General features: G+C 59.5%; 17 protein-coding genes. 1 reads left to right on the top strand and 16 read right to left on the bottom strand.

The window, feature by feature from the left end:
• Positions 1-8: 8 nt before the first annotated feature.
• The 7 genes from NAC44_RS04760 to phnG form a co-directional block, all read right to left on the bottom strand.
• A complete protein-coding gene (locus tag NAC44_RS04760; protein WP_274706788.1) occupies positions 9-635 on the bottom strand; it encodes a DapH/DapD/GlmU-related protein in 627 nt (208 codons plus the stop codon).
• Positions 635-1,342, bottom strand: a complete 708-nt coding sequence (gene phnL, locus NAC44_RS04755) for a phosphonate C-P lyase system protein PhnL (protein WP_250938765.1) — start codon at positions 1,340-1,342, stop codon at positions 635-637. The genes NAC44_RS04760 and phnL overlap by 1 nt, the downstream gene beginning before the upstream one ends.
• A gap of 27 nt (positions 1,343-1,369) precedes the next feature.
• The gene (gene phnK / locus NAC44_RS04750; RefSeq protein WP_250938352.1) at positions 1,370-2,146 is read right to left on the bottom strand and encodes a phosphonate C-P lyase system protein PhnK; all 777 of its coding nucleotides are present in this window, start codon (positions 2,144-2,146) and stop codon (positions 1,370-1,372) included.
• The gene (locus tag NAC44_RS04745; protein WP_250938350.1) at positions 2,139-3,038 is read right to left on the bottom strand and encodes an alpha-D-ribose 1-methylphosphonate 5-phosphate C-P-lyase PhnJ; all 900 of its coding nucleotides are present in this window, start codon (positions 3,036-3,038) and stop codon (positions 2,139-2,141) included. The genes phnK and NAC44_RS04745 overlap by 8 nt, the downstream gene beginning before the upstream one ends.
• A 148-nt stretch (positions 3,039-3,186) precedes the next feature.
• On the bottom strand, positions 3,187-4,293 hold the full coding sequence (locus NAC44_RS04740) for a carbon-phosphorus lyase complex subunit (RefSeq protein WP_250938340.1): 1,107 nt from the start codon (positions 4,291-4,293) through the stop codon (positions 3,187-3,189).
• Between the two features lie 3 nt (positions 4,294-4,296).
• Positions 4,297-4,914: a phosphonate C-P lyase system protein PhnH gene (gene phnH / locus NAC44_RS04735; protein ID WP_250938338.1), complete on the bottom strand. Its 618-nt coding sequence runs from the start codon at positions 4,912-4,914 to the stop codon at positions 4,297-4,299.
• On the bottom strand, positions 4,914-5,387 hold the full coding sequence (gene phnG / locus NAC44_RS04730) for a phosphonate C-P lyase system protein PhnG (protein WP_250938336.1): 474 nt from the start codon (positions 5,385-5,387) through the stop codon (positions 4,914-4,916). The genes phnH and phnG overlap by 1 nt, the downstream gene beginning before the upstream one ends.
• A gap of 83 nt (positions 5,388-5,470) precedes the next feature.
• Between phnG and phnF the strand changes: the two genes are divergently transcribed.
• Complete coding sequence (gene phnF / locus NAC44_RS04725) at positions 5,471-6,217, top strand: phosphonate metabolism transcriptional regulator PhnF (protein ID WP_250938327.1); 747 nt, start codon at positions 5,471-5,473, stop codon at positions 6,215-6,217.
• Between the two features lie 33 nt (positions 6,218-6,250).
• Here the strand turns inward: phnF and guaA are convergent, their stop codons facing one another.
• The 9 genes from guaA to NAC44_RS04680 all read right to left on the bottom strand — a co-directional run bounded on the left by guaA (position 6,251) and on the right by NAC44_RS04680 (position 14,344).
• Entirely contained in the window at positions 6,251-7,828 is a 1,578-nt protein-coding gene (gene guaA, locus NAC44_RS04720) for a glutamine-hydrolyzing GMP synthase (protein ID WP_250938325.1), read from the bottom strand.
• An 88-nt stretch (positions 7,829-7,916) separates the two neighbouring features.
• Entirely contained in the window at positions 7,917-8,555 is a 639-nt protein-coding gene (locus tag NAC44_RS04715) for a 5'-methylthioadenosine/S-adenosylhomocysteine nucleosidase (protein WP_250938323.1), read from the bottom strand.
• Positions 8,552-8,989 (bottom strand): PaaI family thioesterase, encoded by a 438-nt coding sequence (locus NAC44_RS04710; protein WP_250938321.1) that lies wholly within the window; start codon positions 8,987-8,989, stop codon positions 8,552-8,554. Before NAC44_RS04710 ends, NAC44_RS04715 begins: the two co-directional genes overlap by 4 nt.
• A gap of 80 nt (positions 8,990-9,069) precedes the next feature.
• A complete protein-coding gene (locus NAC44_RS04705) occupies positions 9,070-9,540 on the bottom strand; it encodes a TspO/MBR family protein (RefSeq protein WP_250938319.1) in 471 nt (156 codons plus the stop codon).
• Between the two features lie 5 nt (positions 9,541-9,545).
• The gene (locus NAC44_RS04700; RefSeq protein ID WP_250938317.1) at positions 9,546-10,832 is read right to left on the bottom strand and encodes an RsmB/NOP family class I SAM-dependent RNA methyltransferase; all 1,287 of its coding nucleotides are present in this window, start codon (positions 10,830-10,832) and stop codon (positions 9,546-9,548) included.
• Between the two features lie 69 nt (positions 10,833-10,901).
• Entirely contained in the window at positions 10,902-11,267 is a 366-nt protein-coding gene (locus tag NAC44_RS04695; RefSeq protein ID WP_250938316.1) for a septal ring lytic transglycosylase RlpA family protein, read from the bottom strand.
• Positions 11,268-11,607: 340 nt separating this feature from the next.
• Positions 11,608-12,489 carry an SDR family oxidoreductase gene (locus tag NAC44_RS04690; protein ID WP_250938314.1) on the bottom strand — a complete coding sequence of 294 codons (882 nt, stop codon included), beginning with the start codon at positions 12,487-12,489 and terminating at the stop codon, positions 11,608-11,610.
• Complete coding sequence (queG, locus tag NAC44_RS04685; protein WP_250938312.1) at positions 12,489-13,643, bottom strand: tRNA epoxyqueuosine(34) reductase QueG; 1,155 nt, start codon at positions 13,641-13,643, stop codon at positions 12,489-12,491. The genes NAC44_RS04690 and queG overlap by 1 nt, the downstream gene beginning before the upstream one ends.
• A gap of 8 nt (positions 13,644-13,651) precedes the next feature.
• Positions 13,652-14,344: a glutathione S-transferase family protein gene (locus NAC44_RS04680; protein WP_250938310.1), complete on the bottom strand. Its 693-nt coding sequence runs from the start codon at positions 14,342-14,344 to the stop codon at positions 13,652-13,654.
• Positions 14,345-14,438 lie beyond the last annotated feature (94 nt).

Genomic DNA, 14,438 nt, shown 5'->3' with positions numbered 1-14,438 from the left:
GTGAAAGCCTATGCGTTTTCAGAGGCTTCATAGCGGTCCAGGAAATCCTCCGCCGTCAGCGTGCGAAAATCATCCAGCGCGTCATGCAGTTTCTGGTGATCCCAGTTCCACCAGGCCAGCCGTTCCATGCGCTCTGCCGTTTCAGGACTGAAGCGCCGTTTGATGACGCGTGCCGGCACACCGCCGACAATGGTGTAGGGGGCAACATCTTTGGAGACGACTGCGCCAGCACCGATCACCGCGCCATTGCCGATGGTGACACCCGGCAGCACGGTGACGCCATGGCCGATCCAGACGTCATGGCCGATCACCACGCGATTGTCGCGCCGCCAGCGAAAGAAATTCTCGTCGATATCGGCACCGTCGAAATAATCGGCGGCGCGGTAGGTGAAATGATGCAATGTCGCCCGCCATGTCGGATGGTTTGGCGCATTGATGCGCGCACTTGCGGCGATATTGGCGAATTTGCCGATGGTGGCGCACCAGACCGCGCCATCCTGCATGATGTAGGAATAGTCATCCATCTCGACTTCATCGAGACGGCAGCGTTCGGAGACTTCCGTATAGCGGCCGAGCGTCGAATTTGAAACGCGGGCGCTGGCATCGATCAGAGGCTGGGGACCAAGACGGCTCATCACGCGGCCTCCTTTCGCGGTGAAAAAGCGGACACGTCGATCAGCGTGTCGGCCACAGCCTCACGCACTTCCTGATCGTGAAAAATGCCGAGCATGGCGACACCCTTGGCTTTTTTCTTTAAGATCAGCTCGATCACCACAGCGCGGTTTGTCGCATCGAGCGAGGCGGTTGGCTCGTCCAGCAGCAGAACGGAATGATCGGTGATGAAGCCACGGGCAATGTTGACACGCTGCTGTTCGCCGCCGGAAAAGGTGGCGGGCGGCAACTGCCAGAGATCTTTCGGCAGGTTGAGGCGGGAGAGAAGCTCTCTTGCGGCCTCATGGGCGTCGTGAACGGCAATGCCGCGCGCCGTCAGCGGTTCGGCCACCACATCGAGCGCGCAAACGCGCGGCACAGTGCGCAGAAACTGGCTGACATAGCCCAGCGTCTTCCGACGCACCTCAAGCACCAGACGCGGCTCGGCGCTGGCGAGATCGATCTCCTCCTGTCCGTGGCGGATGAGGATTTCTCCCTGATCGACGCCATAATTGCCGTAGATCATCTTCAGGATCGAGCTTTTGCCGATGCCGGAGGGACCGGACAGAACAGCGCAGCCACCGGCAGCGAGGGAAAAATTCACATCCTGCACCACGGGCAGAACCACCCCGTCGCGCAGATGCATGGTGAAGCTCTTGGCGACATCGCGGACAATCAGGGGCGATGACATTGTGAAGGGAGATGACATGACAGGACCTCAGACTTGCAGGATCGAGGAAACGAGCAATTGCGTATAAGCCTCGCGCGGGTCGTCCAGCACCCGGTCGGTCAGCCCCTGTTCGATGACATGGCCATCCTTCATCACCATCATCCGGTGCGACAGAAGCCTGGCAACGGCGAGATCATGGGTGACGACGATGGCCGAAAGGCCGAGATCGGTCACCAGACCGCGCACCAGATCGAGCAGGCGCGCCTGAACCGACACATCGAGGCCGCCGGTCGGCTCGTCCATGAAGACAAGCCTTGGATGGGTGACGAGATTGCGGGCAATTTGCAGACGCTGGCGCATGCCGCCGGAAAAGGCACGCGGCTGGTCGTCGATACGGTCGGCGGCGATTTCCACCCGCTCCAGCCAGTCGGTGGCGGTGGCGCGGATGCGGCCATAATGGCGCTCGCCCACCGCCATCAGCCGTTCGCCGACATTGGCTCCGGCCGAAACGGTCATGCGCAAGCCATCCGCCGGGTTCTGGTGAACGAAGCCCCAGTCGGTGCGCATCAGAAGCCGCCGCTCTGCCTCGCTCATCCGGTAGAGATCGCGATAAGCGCCGTCACGCATAAGATATTCGACATGGCCCGAGGTCGGCATCAGCCGGGTGGACAGCGATGACAGCAGGGTGGTCTTGCCCGATCCGGATTCGCCGACAATCGCCAGCACCTCGCCGGGATAAAGATCGAAGGAGACATGGCCGCAGCCGAGACGGCGACCGTAATATTTCGTCAGCTCGCGAACTTTCAACAGCGGTTCGTCACGCATTGTCTGCCTCCCCGGCCCACATTGCGCCGTGATGGCCCTGAGCCCGGCGATCTTCACAATGATCGGTGTCGGAGCAGACGAACATCCGTCCGCCGCGATCGTCGAGCACCACCTCGTCCAGATAGACATTTTCGGCCCCGCACAGGGCGCAGGGCTTGTCGAAGCGCTGCACCTCGAAGGGGTGGTCCTCGAAATCGAGACTGACAACATCGGTATGCGGTGGCACGGCATAGATGCGCTTCTCGCGGCCGGCGCCGAAGAGTTGCAGCGCTTCGGAACGATGCATTTTCGGATTGTCGAATTTCGGCGTCGGTGAGGGGTCCATGACATAGCGTCCCGCCACTTTCACCGGATAGGCATAGGTGGTGGCGATGCGGCCGTTGCGGGCAATGTCCTCGTAAAGCTTCACATGCATTAATCCATATTCTTCCAGCGCATGCATCTTGCGGGTTTCGGTCTCGCGTGGCTCCAGAAAGCGCAAGGGTTCGGGGATCGGCACCTGATAGACAAGAACCTGCCCTGCTTGCAGTCTTTCCTCCGGAATCCGGTGCCGGGTCTGGATGATGGTGGCGTCTTTCGTATGGGTGGTGACGGCGACGCGGGCGACCTTCTGGAAGAAGCTTCTGATCGACACGGCATTGGTGGTGTCGTCTGCGCCCTGGTCGATCACCTTCAGCACATCGTCGGGGCCGAGAATGGCCGCTGTCACCTGTACACCGCCCGTGCCCCAGCCATAGGGCATCGGCATTTCGCGCGAGGCGAACGGCACCTGATAGCCGGGAATGGCAATCGCCTTCAAAATGGCGCGGCGGATCATCCGCTTGGTCTGCTCATCGAGATAAGAAAAATTATAGGATGCTAATTCATCCTTGGGTGAAACTTCCGTAATCATTCTGCGTTATCTTTCCTGAAAAGAGCAGAACAGGGAGACATGAGCATGGAAATCGAAGTGATGTTCGGTATTTTCCTCGCCCTGATGCTGGGCGTTTCAGCGATCTGTGCCGTCTGGTATGCGGAGCATGATTGATCGGTGAAGGCTGTCATTCGGCAGCCTCCCCAAGGTCAATTCCCTCGCGTCGGGCAGCATCATAATCGGTACGCATCCGCCGCACGAGATCGAGTTCGGCCTGAAAATCCACGTAATGCGGCAGTTTCAGATGTTCGACAAAACCGGTCGCCTGAACATTGTCGCAGTGGGAGATGACGAATTCCTCATCCTGCGCCGGAGCAACGATATCCTCGCCCAGTTCTTCAGCGCGAAGCGCACGATCGACCAGCGACATGGCCATGGCTTTGCGTTCGCTCTGGCCGAAAACCAGACCGTAACCGCGGGTGAATTGCGGCGGTGCCTTGGCCGAGCCCTTGAACTGGTTGACCATCTGGCATTCCGTCACCCGGATACGACCAAGCGGGACGGCAAAGCCCAGCTCCGGTACATCGATCTCGATCTCGACGAGCCCCATGCGGATTTCGCCTGCAAAAGGATGGGTGCGGCCATAGCCGCGCTGGGTGGAATAGGCGAGCGCCAGCAGAAAGCCTTCGTCGCCACGCGCCAAGGCTTGCAGGCGCAGATCGCGGGGTGCCGGAAAATTCAGCGGTTCGCGGGTCAGATCGCCCGCTTTATGGCCTTCGGGCAGTTCGCCATCCGGTTCGATCAGGCCTTCGCCTGCCAGAATGTCGGAAACCCGCATCACCGTTTCGCCCGTACCCGGCTGACGCGCGGGCTCCTCGACCGTCTCGTCTTCGAGAAGCGAGGGATCGAGCAGCCGGTGGGTATAATCGAAGGTCGGACCCAGCAATTGTCCGCCGGGCAGGTCCTTATAGGTGGCAGACACGCGCCGCTCGACCTGCATTGCGCCGGTTTCCACCGGCCTTGACAGGCCAAAACGTGGCAGGGTGGTGCGATAGGCCCGCAGCAGAAAGATCGCCTCGATCATGTCGCCGCGTGCCTGCTTGACGGCGAGCGCGGCAAGAGAGAGATCGTAAAGCGAGGCTTCCGCCATCACCCGGTCGACGGAAAGCGCCAGTTGCTCGACAATCTGGGCAACGGTGAGGGCGGGCACGTCGCGATTGCCCCGGCGGCGGTCGGCCAGCAGGCGATGGGCGTTCTGAATGGCGGTTTCCCCGCCCTTGACGGCGACATACATGGCTTAGACCTCCTGAACCCGGATGGTGAGGCTGCGCGGCAGGCAGAGAAAATCCCGGCCCGCAGTGAGGATCAGATCGATGCCGCGGGGAAACAGGCCGCGATTGAACTGCCATTGTGCCGGAAAATCTTGCGGCAGACCGAGCGGCGTGATGATCCGGCTGTCTTTAATGCCTGGCCCTTGCAAGATGAGCGGTGCGCCACCCTCAAGTGCCGGCAGTTCGACGATCAGCGTTGCGGAGCGATCCGGGTAGTCCTGAGAACCGGCCGGGTAGGTCTCAAGGTCGGGAAAATCAGCCCCGGCCTCATGAAAGGCAAAATGGCAATCCTCTTTTGCCGTGAGGCCCGCGCCGGTGTGAAAGCCGATCCAGCGGTCGATGCCTGCGGCGATCATGCGCTGCGTCAACCAGACAGGGGCGTCCGTATCGCAGAGCGTCAGCGCGATGGCTGCCTGCGCAACGCCAAGCGGGGCAGGCGGGGCGATCTCCGCCATGATCGTGGCCATGATGGTCGCAGGACGACCGGGCTCGGCCATCGCCTCCATCAACGCCCGAAAACTGGCCTGTCCATGGAAAACCGGATCGGCAAAACCGCCTGTCAGCAGGGTTTCGTCAAGGCTCATCAGTCTTCTCCCCGCACCATGGTGAAGAAATTCACCTTCGTTGCCGCTGTTTGCTCATCTGTCCGGCTCTCTTCGGCGATAAGTCGGGCTTCAATGGTGGAAAACAGTGCCTCCACCTGCGGCGGCGCGTCTTTTGCCTGGGCCAGAGCATCGAAAATCGCCGCAAGCCTGGCCTTTTCCTTGCCCGTGCCAAGCGCGTGGGCGTGGCCGATCAACCCGTTTTCCAGCCGGCAGGTGGCGCGCGTTACGGTGACTTCACCGAGGTTGAAGGCGTCACCGCCGCCACCGATGCGTCCGCGCACCATGACCAGTCCGGTTTCGGGAGCGCGCAAAAACATCGCTTCCGGTTGTTCGGGCAGGGCGTCATAGGCATTTTTCAGTTCGGTGAGTGTGGCTTCCGCCAGCAGGCGCAGCACTTTCCGCCGCCTGCCATTATCTTGTGGGATCTCGACATTTTGTCCGTGAAGGGCCATTGCATTGTTCCAATTTGTCTATTAATGTAGACAACCATACAAGTTGCTTTATGTGTAATCCCTGAGAATGACAAGCGTGTGACGTGAGCGAGTTAAAACAGGTTCAAAGACAGACGGGCGTGGCCCTTTGGCGGCAGATTGCCGACCGCATTCGCATCGCAATTGCCGAAGGCCGTTACGATGCCACCGGCATGGTGCCGACTGAGGCAAGGCTTTCGGCTGAATTCGGTGTCAATCGGCACACGGTGCGCAGTGCGCTGGCTGCCCTGGCGCAGGAGGGCATCGTGCAATCCATTCAAGGGCGCGGCACCCTGATCCTCAAGCGCGACCGGATCACTTTTCCGATTTCAAAACGCACGCGCTTTACCCCCGGCATTGCTGGGCAGGCGCGCCATCTGGAAGCGGTGCTGCTGGACAGTGTGATTGAACCGGCGACACGGGAGATTGCCGGATATTTGAACCTTACCGAGGGCAATCCGGTGCTGAGGCTCGAAGGCTTGCGCAAAGGCGATGGCGTGGCGCTGTCCCGCGCAACATCCTGGTTTCCGCTGCCGCGCTTTGAAGGCATGGATGCGGCCTATCGCCAGACCGGCTCGATTACCGAAGCCTTTGCCGCTCTTGGTCTTTCCGATTATCTCAGGGTGAAAACCGAAATCAGCGCCACCCATGCCGATGAGAGCGACCGCAAGGAACTCGGCCTTTCCCCTGGTGCCATTGTGCTGACCACCAAGGCGCTGAACACCGATCTTTCCGCCGAGCCGGTGCAATATGCCATCACCCGCTTTCCTGCCGACCGGGTGCAATTCATGATCGACAATTCCGCAGGGTGATGGTGTTGGCTTTATTGGGGAGTCTGTCTGAAATCATTCCCACTCTATGGTGCCGGGTGGTTTTGACGTGACGTCATAGACCACGCGGTTGATGCCCCGTACCTCATTGATGATGCGGGTGGCCGTGCGACCGAGGAAATTCATGTCGTAGGGATAAAAATCCGCTGTCATGCCGTCGACCGAGGTGACGGCGCGCAGTGCGCAGACGAAATCATAGGTGCGGTAATCGCCCATGACGCCAACGGTCTGCACTGGCAGCAGCACGGCAAAGGCCTGCCAGATGGTGTCGTAGAGGCCGGCCTTGCGAATTTCATCGAGATAAATGGCGTCTGCCTTGCGCAGAATATCGAGCTTTTCCCGGGTGATGACGCCGGGGCAGCGGATGGCAAGGCCGGGACCCGGGAAGGGGTGGCGACCGATGAAGCTGTCCGGCAGGCCAAGCTCGCGACCGAGTGCGCGCACCTCATCCTTGAACAGTTCGCGCAGCGGCTCGACCAGTTGCATGTTCATGCGTTCGGGCAGGCCGCCGACATTGTGGTGGCTCTTGATCGTCACCGAAGGGCCGCCGGAGAAGGAGACGCTTTCGATCACGTCGGGATAGAGCGTTCCCTGCGCCAGAAATTTCGGTGCGCCCTTGCCATCGTCCGCGATCTTGGCGGCTTCCGCCTCGAAGACCTCGATGAACAGGCGGCCAATCGTCTTACGCTTGATTTCCGGGTCGCTCACGCCGGCAAGCTCCGTCAGGAACAGGTCGGAGGCGTCCACATGGACGAGCGGAATATGGTAATGGTCGCGGAACATGCCGACGACCTGCTCGCTCTCGCCCATGCGCATCATACCGTGATCGACATAAATGCAGGTCAGCTGGTCGCCGATCGCTTCATGGATCAGAACAGCAGCGACGGAGGAATCGACCCCACCCGACAGGCCGCAGATCACCCGTTCGGAACCGACTTGCTCCTGAATTTTGCGGATCATCTCGGCGCGATAGGCGGCCATGGTCCAGTCGGATTTCAGGCCGACGATCTTATGGGCGAAATTGGAGAGAAGCTTGCCGCCATCCGGCGTATGCACCACTTCCGGGTGGAACATGGTGGTATAGTAACCACGCTTTTCATCAGCGGCGATGGCGAAGGGTGCGTTTTCCGACGTGGCAATCACCTCGAAACCGTCGGGCAGCTTCGTCACCCGGTCACCATGGCTCATCCACACAGGATAGCGGCCGCCCGCCTGCCAGAAACCGTCAAACAGCGGGCTAGCCTTCTTGATCTCGACATCGGCGCGGCCAAATTCGGCGGCATGGCCACCTTCGACAGCGCCGCCCAACTGGGTGCAAAGCGTCTGCTGGCCATAGCAGATACCAAGGATCGGGATTCCGGCATCGAAGACGTCCTGCGGCGCGCGCGGGCTGCCGTCATCGGTCACCGAAGCCGGGCCACCGGAGAAGATCACGCCCTTCGGCTGAAGCTTCAAAAAGGCGTCGCGGGCATTCTGGAACGGGTGGATTTCGCAATAGACCCCGGCCTCGCGGATGCGGCGCGCAATCAGCTGCGTCACCTGGCTGCCGAAATCGATGATGAGAATGCTGTCGGGATGAGCGATCTGGGTCATAGCGAGCCTTTAAAGAAAAGCGGTGCTTCTGGCAATGCTTTGCCGCCGCATAGGGTAAAAATCAATCCTGCTTTATGCCTTGACGGGATCAGAACCAGAAAATTCCATTTTCCAGCGCCTTGATCAACCGGTCCACAGTGTCGGCCAGCTTGCGGTCGATGATATGCAGATATTCCGTCCAGTCCTTGACATGGGTGAGGTCTGCCTTGCCATCGGAAATGCCGCGCAGTCCGATCAGCGGCAGATTATAGGTCTGGCAGGCGCGTAGCACCGAAAAGGTTTCCATATCCACCATATCGGCGGCAATCTCCGCATAGGCAGGACCCGAGACGATATTGCCGCCGGTCGAGAGGCTTGCTGCGGCAACACCGGGAATACGCAAGGGCAATTCCACGCTTGCCGGCAGGTCGAGAAAGGGCGTGCGGCCCTTTTCAAAGCCAAGCGGTGAGGCATCCATGTCGCGATAGCTGACGGCAGAGACCTGATAGACGTCTGTCTGCTCCAGCCGGTTCGAGCCCGCCGAACCGAGCGAGACGACGAGATCAGGCAGATTTCCGGCCTTTTGCAAGTCGCTGAAGGCACGTGTTATGGCGATGGCGGCCTCGACAGGGCCAACACCGGTCATCAGCGGCGAAAAGCGCGAGCGCAGGAAAGGACCATATTCCGCCTCGACCGCCATGACGAACAGGATCGTCTTGCCGGACACCGATTTCAGTTCAAATGTCATTCACGAATGTCCTCACGTCCGCGGATCACCATCAGCGTGCTGGTCATCGAGGCGATCAGTTTGGCGGGACCGTCGCCGATACTGTAGCCGCGCCCGTCGGCAACGATGATGGTGGAACCGGGTTTGACGATGTCGCCGCGAAACAGAAAGCGCTCGCCGCGCCCGGGCGACATCATGTTGACCTTGAATTCGATGGTCAAAAGCGCACTGTCGGGATCAAGCACGGTATAGCCGGCATAGCTGCAGGCGGCATCCAGCGCCGCAGAAATCACCCCGGCATGGAGAAGACCGTGTTGCTGGGTGAGGTTCTCATGAAAGGGAACTTCGATCTCGACCAGTTTCGGCGCGATATGGGTCAGCTGTGCCGACAGAAGGCGCATGACGCCCTGACGTGCGAAACTTGCCGTGATCCTGTTGCGGATCGCCTCATCCATCTGGCCCTGCCACCCTTTCTATCCCTTGATCTGCCTTTGGCACGGCTCTTGGCGTTCCGCAAGCCGTGATCGCGCCTGCCTCACCAATTCAGGATGAAAAGGGAAAGATTGAGCAGGCTGGCAAAGCCAACCCAAAGCACATAGGGGGCAAAGAGCAGTGCCGCGATGCGGTCGATCGGCAAGGTCATGCGGATGAAAATCACCAGCAGCAGCAAGAGAACGAGAATGATGCCGAGTGCCGGACCGATGCTGTGATGACCGAAGAAACTCGGCGACCAGCACAGATTGAGCGCCAGCTGGGCAAACCAGATCGCCATCGCATCGGAGCGCGGCTTGATCAGAAACAGTCTCGCGCCCGCCACGCCGATCAGAATGTAGAGAACGGTCCAGACAGGGCCGAAAATCCAGTTGGGCGGGTTGAAAAACGGCTTGTTCAGGGCGCTGTACCAGCCATCCGGTATGTTGGTGAGACCGGAGGCAAGGCCAAGGCCGAGCGTGGCCAGAATGAAGACGGCATAGACGATGCGGGGTTTGCCAATCAGGTCTTTCATGGCAGTCAGCCTCTCTTCAGGCGGCAGAAGAAAAATCCGTCCGTATCTGTAGCATGCGGGCTGAGCGTCAGGCCATGGCCGTTGACCGCAGCCGGTTTCGCTTTCGTCTCACCAAACAGCGCCGTCCATCGATCGAGAACCGGGATAGCGGAGAAATCGGGGTGATCCTTGAGAAAGGTCTCGATCTGGTGGCTGTTTTCCTGCGGCAGCAGCGAGCAGGTGACATAGGCCAGTTCGCCGCCGGGGCGCACATAGTTGGCGGCTTCGGCAAGCGCCTCGCGCTGCTGTTCCACCCGTTCCTGCAGATTGCGCTCATTCAGCCGCCATTTTGTGTCGGGGCGGCGTCGCCAGGTGCCGGTGCCGGTGCAGGGCGCATCGACCATCACCTTGTCGAACCGGCCTTTCAGACCTGCCAGGGCCGCAATGCTGTCATGCACCTGGAAATTATGCGTTCCCGCCCGCTTCAACCTTTCGATGATCGGCGCAAGACGTTTGCGGTCGGCGTCATAGGCATGCACCTGACCCCGGTTTTTCATGGCCGCTGCCATGGCCAGTGTCTTGCCGCCGCCGCCAGCGCAAAAATCGAGAACCTGCTCGCCTTCTTTCGGTTCGACCAGCGCCGCCACAATCTGCGAGCCCTCGTCCTGCACCTCGAACCAGCCCTTCTGGAAGGAAAGCTCGGCGGTCACATTCGGAAGCCGCGATGGGCCTTCGCCTGGCTCGATGCGCAGGCCAAGCGGTGACACCGGCGAGGCTTTCGCGCCGGAGCGCGCCAGCGCTTTCAGCGCCTTGTCCCGATCCGCCTTCAGTGTGTTGACCCTCAGATCAAGGCTGGGGCGGGCAGCCAGCGCCTGCGCTTCACGCAGCCAGTCGTCAGCGAAGAGGGCGGCAAAGTCCGAAGCGATCCAGTCGGGAATATCGCCTTGAATATACAGATCTGCCTCGCCAAGATTGCGGGTGGCAAAGGCGGCAAGACGATCAGCACCGAGGGCGGCAGGCGCATGGGTGTCGCCCTCAAGGGCGGTTGCAAGGCTTTCAGCACTATAGCCCCACTGGCGAAAGAGTACGGCATGGGCAAGAGCGGCCGGGCTGTCATCATCCATCAGATAGGCGTGGGAGAGTTTCATCCTCAGCGCGTCATAGACGATGTTGCCGATGGCGGCCCGGTCGCCGGAGCCGGCGAAACGATGGGACAGCCCCCAGTCCTTCAATGCGTCAGCGACGGGCCTACGCCGGGCCTCAATGTCGCCCAGCACCTCAATCGCGCCGCTCAGCCGTCCGCCCAATCGCATATCGTGTCTCCAAGGTTATCCGTCAGAGCCGCGTTGGTAGCGGTGAAGCGTGTCGAGAGCAAGGGGCGTTCAACCGACCTGCTCGTAGCAGACGCTGGCCGTGCCGCTGGCGATCATGCCAAGGTCGGCTGCGGCGGCCTTGGAAAGGTCCAGTACCCGGCCCTTGATGAAGGGGCCGCGGTCATTGATCCGCACCACCACGGTTTTGCCATTGCGCCGGTTGGTGACACGCACCTTCGAGCCGAAGGGGAGATATTTATGCGCCGCCGTGAGTTTGGTCGGGTTCATGCGTTCACCAGAGGCCGTGCGGGTATAGTCGTTATACCATGATGCGCCGCCGCAGTTCGAAGCAGAGGCCATAACGGGGAGGGGGGCAAATGCCAGAAGGCCGGACAGGACTGCAACCACAATGCCAGTACGAGAGGTCTTCGCCAAGTTTTCACTTCCCTTTGCATTTTCGTAGACGTTTTTTGCGTGGGGAGGCTTAAACTGGGCAAAAAGTGGCAAAATAGTGCCAAATGGCATCACGGAATGTTACATTAAGATATATTCGTGATGTTGATGAGGGATTTACGAAATGATAACCTTTTAAAAAATCTGTTTAAAATCAGCGAAAAAGAGGAAAAAAATTGCGCAAATTGCGCAATAGATCAATCACGAAAAAATATTGCGACAGCTTGAAAAAGTCCGCCATAAATCCTGCCCTATATGAGAAAAATTAGCGGCAGAGACGAAAAAATAAAGGCGACTTTTGCCCATATGGTGGAATGATCGTTCAGTGTTGTGCCGATTTCCAGCGGCCTGATACCCAGAGATCTGCAAGCGATACGCGAAAGTCCGGATAGGCAAAGGCAAAACCCATTGACCGGATTCGCGCGTTTGCGACCCGTTTGTTCTCGCCATAAAACGAGCGCGCCATGGGACTGAGATCGGCTGTTTCAAAAGCCTGTTCGGGCGGCGGTTCAATGCCCATCAGGCGGGCTGCCTCCGTCACCACATCCTGTGGCGGAGCGGGTTCGTGATCGGTGACGTTGAAAATTCCGTCTGCCTTTCGTTTTGCAAGAAACAGGCTTGCGGCGGCAATATCCTCGACCCGAATGCGATTGAACACCTGTTCTGCTTTGATCAGGCGCCGCGCCGTTCCCTGTGCGAGATTGACAAAGGCGTTGCGGCCCGGCCCGTAAATGCCGGAGAGCCGGAGAATGGCGAGCGGCACGCCTGCGCTGCGGGCGGCGGCGATCCAGCCTTCTTCCGCCTCGACCCGTTCTTTTGAACGTTTGGAAACGGGTTTAAGAGGTGCTTCCTCATTCACCCAGTCTCCACCGTGATCACCATAGACCCCGACGGTGGACAGATAGGCAGTCCAGACAAGCTTCGGCATCAGGGCTTTAAGATCGCCCCGGCTCAGGCGTAAAACCGGGTCGCCGTCCGCACCCGGGGCAATCGATTGAACGAGATGGGTCGCGTGCGACAATGCATTTAAAGTGTCATCATCGAACCTTGTCCCATCAAAGACAAGAGGGGTGATATGATGAGACAGCAAACCATCGGCCTTGTCCGGCGACCGCGTGGTGCCATGCACAACGAAGCCGTTTTCCGCAAAGCTTTGCCCGATGGCCTTGCCGGAATAGCCGGCGCCGAAAATCACAAGGCGCATTACAGTCTCCTGCCTTCCTGCCATTCGTCTTGAACCTGTGCATCCGGGTCCTTGTCTCTGCCGGCGGCCAGATTTTCAAATTCTGGCCGTGACATCAAGCGGGACAATGCCCAGACCGCCATGGCCCGCACATCCGGGCTTGCGTCATCCAAAAGCGCCAGACAGGCGGGAACAAGCCCGCGATCTCCGGAATTGCCTGCGGCAATCAACACGTTGCGGACAAAGCGGTTCCGCCCGATGCGCTTGACCGGCGAGCCGCTGAAATGCTGGCGAAAGTCCGGATCGTCAAGGGTTAGGAAAAAAGCGATATCGGGCGCGATGAGATCGGCACGGGCGACAAGCTTGGTTTCATGCGCTGTTCTGGCAAACTTGTTCCACGGACACGCTGCCAGACAATCGTCGCAGCCATAGATGCGGTTGCCAAAGGCGGGGCGCAAGTTGCGGTCAATCATGCCCTTGTGCTCAATGGTCAGATAGGAAATGCAAAGTCGCGCATCGAGTTGGTAGGGCGCGGGAAAGGCCTTGGTCGGACAGGCGTCGAGACAGGCGCGACAGGAGCCGCAATGGTCGCGCTCTGCCGCGTCCTTTTCCAGATCGGCGGTGGTGAACAGGCTGCCGAGAAACAGCCAGGAGCCGAAATCGCGGCTGACGAGATTGGTGTGCTTGCCCTGCCAGCCCAGACCGGCTGCTGCAGCCAGCGGCTTTTCCATCACCGGTGCGGTGTCGACAAAGACCTTGACATCCTCGCCGCTTGCGGCGGCAAAGCGGGTGGCGATTTCCTTCAGCCTGCCCTTGATCACATCGTGATAGTCGCGGTTGCGGGCATAAACCGAAATCGCAGCCTTGCTTTTCTCAGCCTGAAGCGCGCGCGGGTCGCTGTCCGGACCATAATTCATGCCGAAGAGAACGATGGAGCGTACCTGTGGCCATAAGATTGTCGGATCTGCGCGTCTGTCGCGGGTTTCCGCCATCCAGTCCATGCTGCCATGGCGTCCGGCGTCGAGAAATTCGCCAAGCCGTGCAGGCGCATGCGGAATGCTGTCCGGCCCGGTGATGCGGCAAAGATCAAAGCCTTTGTCAGCTGCCTCACGGCGCAAAAATGCCGTCTGCTTTCTTCGTCGCTCTGCCGCCTTTTTGTCGTCGCTCTGCGGCATCGCTCCGCCTAAAAATCCAGATCGGCGTAGTGGGAAACCGGGGCCAGCCCTCGCACCCGTTCAGCCAGAAGCGGGCGGAAGGACGGGCGCGATTTCAGCCGCTGATACCAGTCCTTGGCAACGGGAAATTCCGACCACTCGATCTCGCCGAGATAATCGAGCACGGAGACGGACGCGCCAGCCGCCAGGTCGCCATAGCTCAGCCGGTCGCCGGCCAGCCATGCGCGCGATCCGGCCAGCCAGCTTAAGTATTTCATATGCTGGCGAATATTGCCACGCGCTGTGCGCAGAACCTTGGAATCGGGAGCGCCGCCGCCAAGACCATTTGGAATTTGCAGCTTGAACACCCGTTCACGTGCCAGGGGCCGGGTCACATCCTGCTCCATCTTCTGCAGGAACCAGTCGATCAGCCGGCGGATTTCCGCCCGCTGGAACGGATCTTCAGCCAGAAGCCGACGGTCGCGCTTCAACACGCCATGGGTTTCATCGAAAAATTCGGCGATGACCGTTGCACCACAGAGCGAACGCATATTGTCATCGACATAGACCGGAAGCGTGCCAGCCGGATTGAGCGTCAGGAATTCCCGACGCTTTTCCCAGGTCTGTTCTTCGACCAGATCCACCTGAAACCCGTATTCAGCCAGAATAAGCCGCACGAAACGGGAGGTCGTCGACATGGGGTGATGATAAAGTGTGGGCATTTCGGGGTCAGAATCCAGTTGGGCGGCGTCACACGCAAGTCTCGGCTGAATGGCAAATGAAAAGCGGCTAAAATGTGTTTTTTAACAGGATTTC

The organism is Allorhizobium sonneratiae, assembly GCF_023700755.1.
Lineage (GTDB): Bacteria > Pseudomonadota > Alphaproteobacteria > Rhizobiales > Rhizobiaceae > Allorhizobium > Allorhizobium sonneratiae.
The sequence above is the reverse complement of the archived record's forward strand: the minus strand, read 5'-3'. Positions and strand labels throughout refer to the sequence as shown.

Bases quoted from the DNA above. Each gene is read 5' to 3' on its own strand.
- NAC44_RS04705 (WP_250938319.1), bottom strand. From the start codon at position 9,540: ATGAAAGACCTGATTGGCAAACCCCGCATCGTCTATGCCGTCTTCATT.
- queG (WP_250938312.1), bottom strand. From the start codon at position 13,643: ATGCCGCAGAGCGACGACAAAAAGGCGGCAGAGCGACGAAGAAAGCAG.
- NAC44_RS04740 (WP_250938340.1), bottom strand. From the start codon at position 4,293: ATGTATGTCGCCGTCAAGGGCGGGGAAACCGCCATTCAGAACGCCCAT.
- NAC44_RS04690 (WP_250938314.1), bottom strand. From the start codon at position 12,489: ATGCGCCTTGTGATTTTCGGCGCCGGCTATTCCGGCAAGGCCATCGGG.
- NAC44_RS04745 (WP_250938350.1), bottom strand. From the start codon at position 3,038: ATGATTACGGAAGTTTCACCCAAGGATGAATTAGCATCCTATAATTTT.
- phnG (WP_250938336.1), bottom strand. From the start codon at position 5,387: ATGGCCCTTCACGGACAAAATGTCGAGATCCCACAAGATAATGGCAGG.
- NAC44_RS04710 (WP_250938321.1), bottom strand. From the start codon at position 8,989: ATGGATGAGGCGATCCGCAACAGGATCACGGCAAGTTTCGCACGTCAG.
- guaA (WP_250938325.1), bottom strand. From the start codon at position 7,828: ATGACCCAGATCGCTCATCCCGACAGCATTCTCATCATCGATTTCGGC.
- NAC44_RS04760 (WP_274706788.1), bottom strand. From the start codon at position 635: ATGAGCCGTCTTGGTCCCCAGCCTCTGATCGATGCCAGCGCCCGCGTT.
- phnK (WP_250938352.1), bottom strand. From the start codon at position 2,146: ATGCGTGACGAACCGCTGTTGAAAGTTCGCGAGCTGACGAAATATTAC.
- NAC44_RS04680 (WP_250938310.1), bottom strand. From the start codon at position 14,344: ATGCCCACACTTTATCATCACCCCATGTCGACGACCTCCCGTTTCGTG.
- phnL (WP_250938765.1), bottom strand. From the start codon at position 1,342: ATGTCATCGCCCCTGATTGTCCGCGATGTCGCCAAGAGCTTCACCATG.
- NAC44_RS04715 (WP_250938323.1), bottom strand. From the start codon at position 8,555: ATGACATTTGAACTGAAATCGGTGTCCGGCAAGACGATCCTGTTCGTC.
- NAC44_RS04700 (WP_250938317.1), bottom strand. From the start codon at position 10,832: ATGCGATTGGGCGGACGGCTGAGCGGCGCGATTGAGGTGCTGGGCGAC.
- phnH (WP_250938338.1), bottom strand. From the start codon at position 4,914: ATGAGCCTTGACGAAACCCTGCTGACAGGCGGTTTTGCCGATCCGGTT.